Annotated in this window: 10 protein-coding genes and 2 pseudogenes; 10 read left to right on the forward strand and 2 right to left on the reverse strand. The window is 63.6% G+C overall.

Features of this window, described 5'->3' with window-relative positions; genetic code table 11:
• Positions 1 to 295: pseudogene (locus tag A3722_RS19605) on the forward strand (IS630 family transposase); the annotation flags it as partial.
• A 206-nt stretch (positions 296 to 501) separates the two neighbouring features.
• Here the strand turns inward: A3722_RS19605 and A3722_RS19610 are convergent.
• Complete coding sequence (locus tag A3722_RS19610; RefSeq protein ID WP_009827261.1) at positions 502 to 1,569, reverse strand: OprO/OprP family phosphate-selective porin; 1,068 nt, start codon at positions 1,567 to 1,569, stop codon at positions 502 to 504.
• A 422-nt stretch (positions 1,570 to 1,991) separates the two neighbouring features.
• Between A3722_RS19610 and A3722_RS19615 the strand changes: the two genes are divergently transcribed.
• The 9 genes and pseudogenes from A3722_RS19615 to A3722_RS19655 all read left to right on the forward strand — a co-directional run.
• Complete coding sequence (locus A3722_RS19615; RefSeq protein ID WP_009827260.1) at positions 1,992 to 2,354, forward strand: NADH-quinone oxidoreductase subunit A; 363 nt, start codon at positions 1,992 to 1,994, stop codon at positions 2,352 to 2,354.
• Entirely contained in the window at positions 2,351 to 4,285 is a 1,935-nt protein-coding gene (locus A3722_RS24600; protein WP_201722083.1) for a heavy metal-binding domain-containing protein, read from the forward strand. The genes A3722_RS19615 and A3722_RS24600 overlap by 4 nt, the downstream gene beginning before the upstream one ends.
• Complete coding sequence (locus A3722_RS19625) at positions 4,282 to 5,181, forward strand: NADH-quinone oxidoreductase subunit H (protein ID WP_009827258.1); 900 nt, start codon at positions 4,282 to 4,284, stop codon at positions 5,179 to 5,181. Before A3722_RS24600 ends, A3722_RS19625 begins: the two co-directional genes overlap by 4 nt.
• Complete coding sequence (locus A3722_RS19630) at positions 5,178 to 5,693, forward strand: NADH-quinone oxidoreductase subunit J family protein (RefSeq protein WP_067626008.1); 516 nt, start codon at positions 5,178 to 5,180, stop codon at positions 5,691 to 5,693. Before A3722_RS19625 ends, A3722_RS19630 begins: the two co-directional genes overlap by 4 nt.
• Complete coding sequence (gene nuoK, locus A3722_RS19635) at positions 5,690 to 6,001, forward strand: NADH-quinone oxidoreductase subunit NuoK (protein WP_009827256.1); 312 nt, start codon at positions 5,690 to 5,692, stop codon at positions 5,999 to 6,001. The genes A3722_RS19630 and nuoK overlap by 4 nt, the downstream gene beginning before the upstream one ends.
• Positions 6,002 to 6,003: 2 nt before the next feature.
• Positions 6,004 to 7,893 carry an NADH-quinone oxidoreductase subunit 5 family protein gene (locus tag A3722_RS19640; RefSeq protein WP_198009226.1) on the forward strand — a complete coding sequence of 630 codons (1,890 nt, stop codon included), beginning with the start codon at positions 6,004 to 6,006 and terminating at the stop codon, positions 7,891 to 7,893.
• 17 nt (positions 7,894 to 7,910) lie between these two features.
• Positions 7,911 to 9,371, forward strand: coding sequence for a complex I subunit 4 family protein (locus A3722_RS19645; protein ID WP_009827254.1), 1,461 nt, complete (start codon positions 7,911 to 7,913; stop codon positions 9,369 to 9,371).
• Complete coding sequence (locus A3722_RS19650) at positions 9,323 to 10,729, forward strand: NADH-quinone oxidoreductase subunit N (protein ID WP_236627477.1); 1,407 nt, start codon at positions 9,323 to 9,325, stop codon at positions 10,727 to 10,729. Before A3722_RS19645 ends, A3722_RS19650 begins: the two co-directional genes overlap by 49 nt.
• Positions 10,730 to 10,861: 132 nt before the next feature.
• Positions 10,862 to 12,124 (forward strand): annotated as a pseudogene (locus A3722_RS19655) (ISKra4-like element ISSusp3 family transposase); the annotation flags it as partial.
• 32 nt (positions 12,125 to 12,156) lie between these two features.
• On the opposite strand, the gene A3722_RS19660 reads toward A3722_RS19655, so the two are convergent.
• Positions 12,157 to 12,697, reverse strand: a 541-nt coding sequence (locus tag A3722_RS19660; RefSeq protein ID WP_067916390.1) for a recombinase family protein, incomplete at its 5' end; no start/stop codon positions are given.

The following is a 12,697-nucleotide window of genomic DNA, read 5'->3' on the forward strand; positions in this document are numbered from 1 at the left end:
GACGCCTGAGGTAAAGGCCTGGCTCGAAAAGCATCCGCGCTTCAAGCTGCACTTCACGCCCACCAGCGCGTCATGGCTGAACCTGGTGGAGCGCTTCTTTGCCGAGATCACATCAAGGCGCATCCGGCGCGGCAGCTATTCCAGCGTCGATGATCTTGAGGCCGCGATCTACGACTATCTGGCCCACCACAACGAGAAGCCAAGGCCCTTCAAATGGACCAAAACCGCAGAGGATATCCTCACCCGGGAACGTCGCGCGCTGGACAAGCTCGATGAAACTCGCGGAAACAGGTAGGAAGTGTCAGACTCAGAGCACTAGCATACACAGACACCCCCAAGTTTTGCCCACTCCCCCCGAACGCGTCGTGTCTCAGATTTAAGGGCAACGCGACAGCTGCCAACATCCACGTAGTCCCGGGTGAAGATATTCGAATGCAGGACGGCGGCAATTTGATTAGCGCCATTGCCCGCGCCGCTCTGCATTCTTCTGTACCGGTCAGGTCAAAATACGATTTGCATTCGTGCCCTGATCTCTTTTCCGTTCTCGCCGCTGGCCTGCTTGCCATCCATGTAGCTCAGACCAAGGCGAACGGCGTTGTTCGGGTAATAGTTGATGCCGACGGTGGTTTGCTTACCCTCTGTCGTACCAAGACCGACATCGCTGAACTTGCCGTATCCGTCCTCGTAGCGAAGCACTGCTTCCCATGCACCTTTCGAACTGCTTGGCTTCACCCGCTTGAACACGCCGTTGCTGTAGGGACGGCTTTCACCGGTCAGAATCCATCCTGCCTGAATGTAGTATCCGTCCACATCAACCCCGCCCGTGTCAGCGTTGAAGTATTCGGCCTGCGTGTGAAAGGGCCCCGATGCGGCCGCCAATTCGATGTTGTACGCATCGGTTTCGTTGGCAGGCAGAGCGGCATCACGGCTGGTAAAGCCGGCGCCAAGATGCAAGACCAGATCATCGGTCTGGATCGGGGCATAGGTAACGCGGCCGGTGATGGCCGTATTGCCGAAATCATCGCTGCCGTTGCCGGCCGCCTCGAAAACGCCCAGGCCGTAGGTCCAGTTGTCACCTGCACCGTGCAGTTGCACACCGGCGTTGCGGCCGGGCGCGTAGAATTCGGTCAGGGCCGAGCGTTCAAGCGATGATATGTCCTTCGAACTGGTAAGTTGCTCAAAGCCAAACGGTTCTTTTTGCTTACCCACTGTGATCCGGGCCATCTTGCCAAAACCGGTGTAGCGCAGATAGAGGTCCTCGGCGCTGCCGCCGCCGGTACCGCTTTCGGCGAGATTGAACTGTGCCTTGAAGGCCCAGTCGAGATATTTACCCTGGAAAAAAATCCGTGCGCGACGCACATCGAAATCATCGCTCTTACCGCTGATGTCGGAATCGGTCGAATCGTAATCCCACTGCAGGCGCCCCCCCACCCGGAAAGACGCGGTACCATCAGCACTCTTGAAGGTTATCCCGCTCCCTGCCTTGAGGTTGAAACCAGAGGTTTCGTCGGCCTGCACGACGCCCGCCGCAGCGGCGAGCAATGCCGCCGGTATAAACTTCATTTTCATTTCGTGTTCTCCAATTCTGTCAGGGAAATGCCATCGAGGCATCCGCAAGAGTCTCTTTCAACCGGGTATCCGGCGGGGCTACAGGCTGGCGAATCCCGCCAAAGACCCTTGCCGCTGAATGGCAGGCGATTGTTACAGAATCATGACGGTTTCGGGCATCGCTTGGCTTCGCTTTTGGCCAGCGCGCAGACCGAAGCGGACGGCTTCTGAACGGGAATACACGCGCAGGGCCGACCCCAATTCGGCTCTTTTGTTTGCAGTGTCGTGGTGGCTGGCCGGACTGAGTTGAGCAAAGTGTAACGATCCGGGTCTGGTCGCGTCCTCTTGTTTGCTGTCTGCTGACCACTCGCCCCTACGAATTGACCGCATTGCAGAATCTTCTAGTATGAAACAGACTTGGGAAATCAAATGAGGTGCCACGGATGAGCGAACTTTCCCAATACGCGATCCTTTTCGGGCTGAGCGTCGGTGTATTCGGTTTCGTGCTCAGCCTCTATGGGTTCGCCCGGGCCATCGGGCGGGCGCGCGCGGAACCCGGCAAGGACGTGCCCGCCACCGCCGGCACCCTGTCGCGCGATCCGGTCTGGGTGCGCTACCATGCGCGTTATGCCGGTTATGCGCTGCTGTTTCTGGCCTTCGACATGGAGATGGCGTTCATGTATCCGTGGGCGGTCGTCTACCGCGAAGAAGGGCTGATCGCATTGCTCGACATGGGCGTTTTCCTGGCAATCCTGTTCTTGGGCCTGCTCTATGGCTGGAGCCAGGGCGCGTTGAGGCGGCAATGACCTTGGTCGGGGCGCGAGAGGGCGCGATGTCCGGGATCAGGCGGGCGGTCGCGGCGGCCATGGCGCGCGATCTGCCGGCCTTCGTGCTGCCCGGCCCCTCTGTCGCGCGGGCGATGGGGCTCGATCTGTCCGGGTCGCATCTGCGGCTTGTCGGCACCCCGCGCCATGCGAATCTGTTGATCGTCGTCGGCCCCTTGCCCCCCGGTCTGCGCGATGCCGCCGCCGTCACCTACGCGCAGATCCCGCGCCCCCGCGCGATCCTTGCGCTGGGTGCCGGCGACATCGCCCCGTTGCCCGATGCGGACGTGTCGGCCCCGCTGACCCAGGCCGGGCTGCACTCCGGGCTGGCCGATCTGCGCCGCGTGATCGCCGCGGGCGCGTTTCGCGCTGACAGCGGGGAGTTTAACGCCCCCGCTCTTGAGGTGCGCGTGGAATACACTTGCCCGATGCACCCCGAAATCGTCCGCGACGCCCCCGGAGACTGCCCCAAATGCGGCATGACGCTGGTGCCGCGCGAAACAGCGTCCGATGGACATGGTGGGCACGGTGGCCACGACATGCCCCCGGAGGACAGGTCAAACCCCGCCGATCACGCACATGCGGGCCACGCCGAGGACGCGGGCGGGGCGGGGGCATATACCTGCCCGATGCACCCCGAGGTCGTCAGCGACGCACCGGGCAAGTGCCCAAAATGCGGCATGTTTCTGGTGAAGGCGGAAGAGGGGGAAAGCCACGGTCACGGGCACGGGCATGGCGGTCACGGTCACGAGCATGGCAGTGAAGCGCACGGAGCGCATGGTCACGGCGATCACGGCGGTCATGGCAAACAACAGGACCATTCCGGCCACGATGGCCACGATGGGCATGCCGGACATGGCGGCCACTCCGAGGCCGCTATCGACGGGATCGAGCCGCATTTCATGTCGATGGTCGAGATGACCGAGGGCCAGCCGCGCAGCAGCGACGGGTTGCAGATGGACTGGATCGAGGTGCCGTTCGGGCCGTTCTTTCCGGGCCTGCCCGCGGGGCTGCGCCTGACCCTGACGCTGGACGGCGATACCGTGGCGGGCAGCGAGGTCAGGAGCCTTGTGGGCAGGGCGGAACTGGTGGATGGCCCGCAGATGAGGGTGGCCGATTTCGTCGAGCGTCTGGCCGCGATGATGCCGCTCAGCCCGGTGGCCTATCGGACGCTGGCCTGCGCGGCGATCGAGGAGGCCGCGAGCGTCGACCCCGGCCATGACGCGCGCCGTGGCCGCGCCGCCGCGGTGGAACGCGAGCGGATCGCCAGCCACCTGAACTGGCTGGCCGAGTTCGGCCTGCAGTCGGGTTTTTTGTGGCTCGCCGCGCGCGCTGGGGCGTTGCAACTGGCCGTTCAAGGTGCCGACGTCGCCGGGATCGCCGCGCAGGCTGGGGCGATCCGGCGGCTGACGCGCCGGGTGCAGGCGGCCCCGTTGATGCGGATGCGGCTGAGACGCATCGCGCGCATCGGCAAGGACACCCCGGCGAGCGGCCCGGTGGACCGGGCGCGGGGTGGCGGATCGGATGCCCGTACGGGTGATCCAACGCTGAAGGATCTCGGGTTCGAAACGCGCGTCCGCAACGGCGGCGATGCGCTGGCCCGGCTGCGGCTGCGCTGCGACGAGATCGCCCAAAGTCTCGACGTGATCGCGGCCGCCGGGATTATTGCAATGCCGCAGGTGCGGGATGTGAAAACGGTTTCGGGCGAGGGCGCGGCCCGCATCGAAACACCGCGCGGAGCGGCGCAGCTGCGCGTGAAGCTGACCGATGGCCGGGTGGTCGAGGCCGATCTCGACACGCCGTCAGACGTGAACATCGCCCTTGTCGAAACGGTGACGGCGCAGCAGGAACTGGGCGATGCCTTGACCGCTGTCGTCTCGCTTGACCTGTCGCCGTGGGAGATTCGCGGATGACCATTCTTGTCGTTCTCTTGTCGCTATTCGCGGGGGCCTACGCGCTGGCCGTCATCGAACGATGGGCAGTGCACGGCCATATGAGCCTGACCGGTCCGGCCTGGGCCGCACTGGCGCTCTTGGGCCGGGAATCGCTGCTGGCGCGCAAATCCGACCGGTTGTTCTTTGAGCTTGGGCCGGTGCTGCTTTTGGTGGCGGGATTGTTGGCGGTGGCGGTGATTCCGCTGGCGCCGGGGCTTATCATCACCGATCTGGCGACCGGGGCGCTGTTTCTGAACGCTGCTCTGGCCTATGTGCTGGTGGCGCTGATCATGGCCGGTTGGGGGCCGAACGGGGCCTACGCCATGATCGCGGGCTGGCGGTTTCTGGGCCAGTTCATCGCCTATGCGATGCTGATCGTGATGCCGATCACCGCCGTCGCCATGCGCGCGGAATCGCTGTCGACGGTAGAGATTGTCACGTCGCAGGCGCAGCTTTGGAACGTGCTTTACCAGCCCATCGGATTTGTCCTGTTCGTCGTGGCGGCGATGGGGCTCGCGTGGTTGCCGCCGCTGGACCTGCCCGATGCGACCGGCGAATTGGCCGGCGGGGTCGAGGCGGAATATACCGGCGTGCGGCTGGCGGTGCTGCGGCTGGCGCGGATGGTCATTATCCTGGCGCTGGCGGGGGCGACCGTGACCTTCTATCTGGGCGGCTGGCTGGGCCCGTGGCTGCCCGCCTGGGCCTGGAGCGCGATCAAGATCCTGGCCGTGGCTGCGGCCATGCTGAGCATCGGGCGCTACATGCCGCGCATCCGCGAGGCGCGCTATCTGGCGCTGAGTTGGAAGCTGGGGATCTCGCTGGCGCTGGCCAATATCTTTGTCGTGGGCGTGATCGCGCTGGTGGTGCCGATATGACGTTTCAGATGATCTTTCTGGCGTTCTTCGGCGCGGCGGCGGTTTGGTTCGGCGTCGTGGTCTTTCGCACCCATTCGATGGTGCGTTCGGCGCTGGCGCTGCTGTTTTCGCAAACCGCGATCGGTGCGATGTTTCTGGTCATGCAGGCCGAGTTTCTGGGTGTGTTGCAGATCATGATGATGGCCACGGAAATGAGCGTGATGGCCATCTTCATGGTGATGTTCATGATGGATCCCGGCGGCATGGGCAAAATGGACATGACCCACCAGAAACGCTTGTCGCTCTGGGCCGGGGGCATAGGGCTACTGGCCGCCTTGCTGCTGGTATGGCTGCCCGATTGGGGTCCGGTCGCCCTGTCCGTGTCGGGCGCGCATGAACAGGCCGCCGATTTGGGGCGCGAATTGCTGGGCCGGTCGATGTTGATCTTCCAGTCGGCGGGTCTGACCATTCTGACCGCCATGGTTGCGGCCACGATGGTGGCCATCGTCCCCAACGCGGAGCAGCGCAAATGATTCTGGAACTCATAATCGCCCTCAGCGTCGGCGCGGGGCTGTTCGGTATCGGACTTTATGGCGCGCTGAGTCAAACCAATCTGGTGATGATCATCATGGGGGTCGAACTGATTTTGGCCGCGGCACTGGTCAATCTGGTGGCCTTCTGGCGCTATTTGCATCCCGATGAACCGGCCGGTCAGATGTTCGTGCTGATCGTGATGGCGGTGATGGCGGTCGAAATGGCGGTCGGCTTTGCCATCGCCATCGCGCGGTTCCGGGTGCGCGGATCGGTCGAGATGGAAGAAGCGTGGGAGTTGAAGGGATGACGATGCTGGCGCTCATCATCCTTGCGCCGCTGCTGGCGGGCCTGGCGGAGCTCGTGCTGCGGCGCGCACCCGAAGCGATTGCGCTCGTCGGCGTCGGCATCGGGTTTCTGGCGGCGATGGGCACCCTTGCGGGGGCCGTCGCGGGCGATGCGGTGCAACTGGTCCTGCCGGGCCTGCCGCAGAAGCCCCTGCGGCTGGTCGCGGTGCCGCTGACGGCGGTGTTTTCGGCTATGGTGGCGACGGTGGCGGCCTGTGTGCTGGTCTATGCCGTCGGGTACATGCGCAGCGACCCCGAAAGGCCGCGCTTTTTCGGCATCGTGCTGCTGTTCGTCGCGGCGATGCAGGCGCTGGTGCTGGCGGGCGACTGGATCACCGTGCTGGCGGCGTGGGAATTGATCGGCTTTTCCAGCTATCTGCTGATCGGCTTCTGGCATGGGCGTGACGGCGTGCCCAGTGCCGCGACACGGGCGTTTCTGTATACCCGCAGCGCCGATCTGGGCCTTTATCTGGGGATTTTCGTGCTGATCGGCTGGGCCGGCACCTCGGAAATCTCGGCTACATTGGCGATCAGCGGCACGCCCGCCCTTGTCGCCGGGTTGCTGTTGCTGGTGGGCGCGATGGGCAAGTCGGCGCAGGTGCCGTTGCAGGACTGGTTGCAGCGCGCCATGGCCGGCCCGACGCCGGTCTCCGCTTTGCTGCATTCCGCGACGCTGGTGGCGGCGGGGGCGATCCTGCTGATCCGCGTGGCCCCGATGCTGCCCGCAGGCGCGCTGATTGCGGTCGGGCTGGTGGGTGGCGTGACGGCCGTCGTCACCGGGCTGATCGCGCTGGCCGAGCGGGACCTGAAGCGGCTGCTGGCCGCCTCGACCTCCAGCCAGTACGGGCTGATGCTGCTGGCCATTGGCGCGGGGGTGCCGGTGGCGGCGCTGCTGCACCTTATCGCCCACGCGGCGATCAAGAGTACGCTTTTTCTGGGGGCGGGTGTGTTCCAGCATGATCGCGACAGCACCGACATGGATGCGGTCGCGGGCGCGGGCCGGGCACGACCGCTGGTCCTTTCCGCCTTCGCCGTTGCCGCGGTGGCGCTGGCGGGTATTCCACCGCTGGCCGGATTCTTTTCCAAGGACGCGATCCTTGCCGCCGCGCTGGCGGCCCCCGGGGTCGTATGGCTCGCGCCGCTGGCGCTGGCAGGCACGGTGCTGACCGGGGCCTATATGGCGCGGGCGCTGCGGGTGCTGTGGCAGGGCGAGGCCCAGCCCGTTCTGGGCAAGGGGATGGGCTGGATGGGCGCGGGCATGGCGGTGCTGACGGCGCTGGCGGCGGGGCTTGGGTTCGCCTTCACGCCGCTGGAACATCTGCTGGAAGCCAAACTGCCGCCGGAAGGGCCTGCGATGATCCTCGGGCTTGTCGCGGCGCTGAGCGGTCTGTTGCTGGGCTGGTTCGTCGCCCCGACCCGCCTGATGGGGCCGGTTCTGCCGATGGCGCAGCGCGGCTTTGCCGTCGCGGGCGGTATGGACGGGCTGGTGCTGCGCCCGGCGCTGGCCTTTGCCGCCGCCTGTGAAGGTTTCGAACGGCGTCTGCTGGCCGCGCAACTTGGCCTTGTGCGGATCTTGAGCCTTGGCACCGCATCCAGTGCCGAGCGTTCAGACAACCGCCTTTATGCCGCGACCCTTCAGGTGGGCCGGATGAACCTGCGCCTTGGCGACGGTGCCGAAAACACCGACACCCATGGCATCGACGGGCTGATCTTCGGCCTTGTCGCCCGGACAATCGCCGCCGGCCGCCGCCTGCGCTTGCTGCAAAGCGGGCTGATCCACCGCGAACTCGCCCTGACCGTCATGGGCATTGCCGTCATCGCGGCGGTGCTGCTGATCTTACCGATGTCCTCCTGAAGAAAGACGACCCCGCCATGCCCCTTCTCTCGATCTCCGTCTTTCTGCCGCTTCTTGGTGGCGTGCTGCTGATGGCCCTGCCAAACAAGTCGGCGCGCATCGCCCATGGCGTTTCCATCGCCATCACCGGGCTGACCTTCCTTGTGACGCTGGCGATCTGGGCACGGGGCACGCTGCCGGGCGGTTTCGCGCAGGTCGAGGAAATCGCCTGGATCCCGGCCATTGGTGCCGCCTACCGGGTTGGCGTCGACGGCCTGAGCCTGCCGCTGATCCTGCTGACCTCGCTGCTGTTTTTCCTGTCGGCGATCTATGCGGCGCGGATCACCGACCGCCCGGCGGTCTTTGTCGCGCTGATGCTGATGCTGGAAACCGCGTCGATCGGCACCTTCGCGGCGCTGGACGCGCTCTTGTTCTACGTCTTCTTCGAAGTGTCGCTGGTTGGCATGTATTTCATGATCGTCGGCTGGGGCTATGAAGAGCGCCAGCGCGCCGGACTGATGTTCTTCATCTACACGCTGCTAGGCTCGCTGCCGCTTTTGCTGGCGATCATCGGGCTGTATCTGGCCACGGGAAGTTTCGACATGCGTCTGTGGATCGAGACCCCGCCGCTGACCGGGCTGGCGGCGATGCTGGCGCTGATCGCGATGCTGTTCACCTTCGCGGTCAAGATTCCGTCCTTTCCGGTGCATACTTGGCTGCCGGCGGCCCACGTGCAGGCCCCCACGGTCGGCAGTGTGATCCTGGCCGGCGTGATGCTGAAATTCGGCACCTATGGCCTTGTGCGTTTCGCCTTACAGATGACGCCCGACGCCTTTGCGCAGGCCGGTCAGGTGGTGCTGGCCTTTGGCGTGTTCAGCGCCCTTTACGGTGCCTTCGTGGCGCTGGCGCAGTCGGATCTGAAGAAGATGATCGCCTATACGTCGGTGAACCACATGGGCTATGTGGTGATCGGCGTCGCGGTAGCGGCGCTGACGCTGGACCCTGACCTGCGGGCGGTCGCGCTCAATGGTGCGACCTTGCAGATGGTCAGCCACGGCATCGTCACCGGGGCGTTGTTCTTTCTCGTCGGCATGTTGCAGTCGCGCGCCCACGAACGCGAGATGACCGCGTTCGGCGGGCTGCTGGGGCAGGTGCCATGGCTGGGCTGGGCCTTCGTGCTGTCGGCCTTTGCCTCGCTCGGGCTGCCGGGGCTGGCGCATTTCCCGGCCGAATTCCAGATCTTCCTGGCCACACTGAATGCCCAGCCCTGGGCCATAGTGGCGATCGTCGCCATCGTGGTGACGGCGGGGCTGTATCTGCGCGCCATCGCGGCGGTATTCCTGGGCGAGCTGAACGAAAGATGGGCGGCGATGCCCGATCTCGACCGGGGCGAGATGCTGGCCATCGTGCCGCTGCTCATCCTTATCATCGTGATCGGGGTCGCGCCATCGTGGTTGCTGAACATGATCGACGCGACGATGCGGGCGCTGCAATTCTGATGGCGCGCGACCTGTCCTTTCTGTTTCCCGAACTGATGCTGGCCTCGACGGTCGTGCTGATGCTGGGGGTCGAGATGCTGCGCGCGCCGCGTCTGGCACTGACATTCGGGTTGATCGGGCTGGGCCTGTCCACCGCGCTGACGTGGCCGCTGCTGGAGGCCGATACAAGCGTCTTTGGCGGCACCTACCGCGTCGATCTGCTTTCGGGCTGGGCCAAGCTGATCCTGCTGCCGGGCACCGCGCTAGCGCTGCTGATGACACGGGCCGAGATTGCCGGGCAGGACCGCGAGGGCAGCATTTACACGCTGCTTTGCCTTGTGACCCTGGGGGCGCTGATGCTGGCGGGCGGTGGCGACATGATGCTGCTGGTCCTTGGCGTGGTGCTGACCGGGCTGGGATCATTCGCAATGGTGGCCTGGCCGCGCGACGATGCGGCGACCGAGGCGGCGATGAAATATCTAGTGTTCGGCGCCGTCACCGGATCGGTGATGATCTACGGGCTGACCTTCTGGTTCGGTGGTGCCGGATCGACGCTTTTTTCCGAGCTTGGTGCGCTTCAAAGCAAGCCGCTGATCGCGCTGGCTGGGCTGGTCGCGGTGATGATCGGGTTGGGCTACAAGGCGGCGCTGGTGCCATTCCAGTTCTGGGCACCCGACGCCTATGATGGCGCGCCGGTATCGGTCGCGGCTTTTCTGTCGGTGATCACCAAGGTGGCGGCGGTTTTTGCCTTTGCGCAGGTGCTGCGCGATCTGCCTGTCGCTACCGGCTGGCCCATCGTCGTCGCGCTGATCGCGGCGGTGACGATGACATTCGGCTATCTGGCGGCCCTGGTGCAGAGCAATGTCGTGCGGCTGCTTGCCTACTCCTCGGTGGCGCAGGCGGGCTATTTCATGCTGGGGATTGTGGCGCTTGGCACCAGCCCGTTGGCCCTGCCTTCGGTGATCGTGTTCGGCGCGGCCTATGTGGCGATGAACCTTGGGGCCTTTGCCGTCATCATGATCGCGGGGCGCAATCTGGACAATTTCAAGGGCTTCGGTCGCGCCCGCCCGGTGGTCGGCGTGGCGATGGTCGTGTTCCTGCTGTCGCTCACCGGCATTCCTCCGCTCTTCGGCTTTGTCGGCAAGGTTCTGCTGTTCGGTGCCGCGATCGAGGCGGGCTATTTGTGGCTGGCGGTGATCGGTATCCTCAACAGTGTGCTGGCGCTGGCGGTCTATCTGCGCATCGTGGTGCCCATGTATCAGGCGCGCGATGGCGACGCGGTTCGGGCGGAGGTCGCGCTGCCGTTGTCGGTTGTGCTAGGTGCGACCGCGCTGGTCACGGCGCTGATGGGGCTGTTTGCGGGAGTGTTTCCCGGGTGACTTAAGGCGCGGTTTTGTGCCAGTCGGTCAAAGTGGTGATCTTGCTATCTGTCGCGTAGCCCTTAATGGGAGTGGGCAAAACCTGGTGGTCGACGTGGTAGGGTAAGGTTTCGGAACAAGGCGGGACCCACCATGGATGTAAGCATTTTTATCGAGACGACGTTTGACGATGGAGAAACCAAGAGGCGCAATATCGGTCGACTTCGCCGTGCGCCGGATGAGTTTGGTTCCGAAAATTTAGGCCTTCTCCTAGACGACGCAAAGACCTTGTTGAGGCGCTTGCAGGAAGCGATTGTGCAAGATCAGGTCGGTGAAGCATTTGATGCTCGCCGGAAATGCGATGACTGTGGCAAACAACGCGCGATCCATGATGATCGAGGGCGTATTCTCGACACTCTTTTCGGGCGAATTCGGGTGAAGTGGCCAAGGCTTCGACGCTGCTTGTGCCAACCGGCTGAGGTCGCGAAATCTGGGCCACAATCACCACTTGCCGGGTTGTTCTCTGACCGTGCGACTGCCGAACTTCGGCGCCTGCAGGCTGAATTGGGGGCCAGGCACTCGTTTCGGGAAGCCGCTCGATTGATCGAAATGTTCATGCCCTGTTCGGCTCAATTGAACACGACCGTTCGAAATCGTTTGGGTCGCATCGCCGACGAGCTAGGCCACGAAGACGTAAGCCAAGGAGACGCGGATACAATCGCGCCGCCATCACCACTAACCCTTTTCCTAGATGGTGCGCACATACGATGTCGACCTGAATACCAGAAGCGGCACCTCGATGTTGTAGTCGGCAAGGTTGAAAGCCCCAATATGAGCCGGCGGTTTGGTTTCGTGCAGCAAGCCGCCGGTTCTCCTGCAAAGCAACTCCGACATGACCTGATCGCGCAGGGCTGGGACGGTCAGAGCAAAGTGACCGTGATTTCAGACGGCGAACCTGCACTGCCGAATTTGGTGAGGCGTGCCGTTCGAGGTCCCGTCACCCACATACTGGACTGGTGGCATATCTCGATGCGGGTCAAGCACATTGAAAATGCGGTGCGGGGCCTTCTGCAATCGAAGGGCTTTTCAGGGTTGCCGCTACTCTTCGAGCGACCTGCTGATACACTGCGTTGGTACCTTTGGCACGGCAAAGTGATGACCGCCGCGACAATCCTCAAGGTTCTTCAGATCGATTGCGATCGTCTGCACGCCGAAACCCGAGAATTACGAGAAGCGGCCAGGCGCGTCAAAGCCCGGTGCCAGGATCTCTATTCCTACCTTGCGAACAACTTTGACGCGCTCGTGGACTACGGCCATCGACCCCGGAATGGCCTCGCAGTTTCGTCGTCTCGGGCAGAAGGCTGTGTTGATGACATCGGCAACACCCGCATGGGCAAGCGGCGGCGCATGAGATGGGGGTGGATTCCGGCTGAGTGCAGAATGACACCCTAAGGCATTTTGAGGACGCGGCTTCCGTATTCACGCAGATTTCCGTTTGGATCTACGTATCGATAGAGCGTAACAGGCTTGATCCCCAACTCCTTGCAGAGATCACTAACAGACGTGTCGCGATTGGCCATGGCGGCTTGCGCCATACGGACCTGCGCTTTTGTCAGCGCAAACTTCCTTCCACCTTTCCGGCCACGGGCGCGGGCGGCTTGGAGCCCGGCCATTGTGCGTTCGCGGATCAACTCACTTTCAAATTCGGCCAAGGCCGCAAAGATGCCAAATGAAAGTCGTCCTGCCGCAGTTGTTGTATCGATCTGCGCGCCTTGTCCGGTGAGCACCTTGAGGCCAACGCCGCGCTCGGACAGCAAGCTGACGGTTTTGACAAGATGGTGCAGGCTGCGGCCCAAGCGGTCAAGCTTCCACACAACCAGAACATCGCCATCCCGCAATGCCTTGAGGCAGGCCTCCAGACCTGAGCGGTCATCTTTCTTTCCGGATGCCAGATCCGAGTAAATCTGGTCCTCTTCGACGCCTGACGCG

The organism is Sulfitobacter sp. HI0027 (genome assembly GCF_001634775.1).
Classification (GTDB): domain Bacteria; phylum Pseudomonadota; class Alphaproteobacteria; order Rhodobacterales; family Rhodobacteraceae; genus Sulfitobacter.

Coding starts and splice junctions, on each gene's coding strand:
- A3722_RS19610 (WP_009827261.1), bottom strand. CDS start 1,569: ATGAAAATGAAGTTTATACCGGCGGCATTGCTCGCCGCTGCGGCGGGC.
- A3722_RS19615 (WP_009827260.1), top strand. CDS start 1,992: ATGAGCGAACTTTCCCAATACGCGATCCTTTTCGGGCTGAGCGTCGGT.
- A3722_RS24600 (WP_201722083.1), top strand. CDS start 2,351: ATGACCTTGGTCGGGGCGCGAGAGGGCGCGATGTCCGGGATCAGGCGG.
- A3722_RS19625 (WP_009827258.1), top strand. CDS start 4,282: ATGACCATTCTTGTCGTTCTCTTGTCGCTATTCGCGGGGGCCTACGCG.
- A3722_RS19630 (WP_067626008.1), top strand. CDS start 5,178: ATGACGTTTCAGATGATCTTTCTGGCGTTCTTCGGCGCGGCGGCGGTT.
- nuoK (WP_009827256.1), top strand. CDS start 5,690: ATGATTCTGGAACTCATAATCGCCCTCAGCGTCGGCGCGGGGCTGTTC.
- A3722_RS19640 (WP_198009226.1), top strand. CDS start 6,004: ATGCTGGCGCTCATCATCCTTGCGCCGCTGCTGGCGGGCCTGGCGGAG.
- A3722_RS19645 (WP_009827254.1), top strand. CDS start 7,911: ATGCCCCTTCTCTCGATCTCCGTCTTTCTGCCGCTTCTTGGTGGCGTG.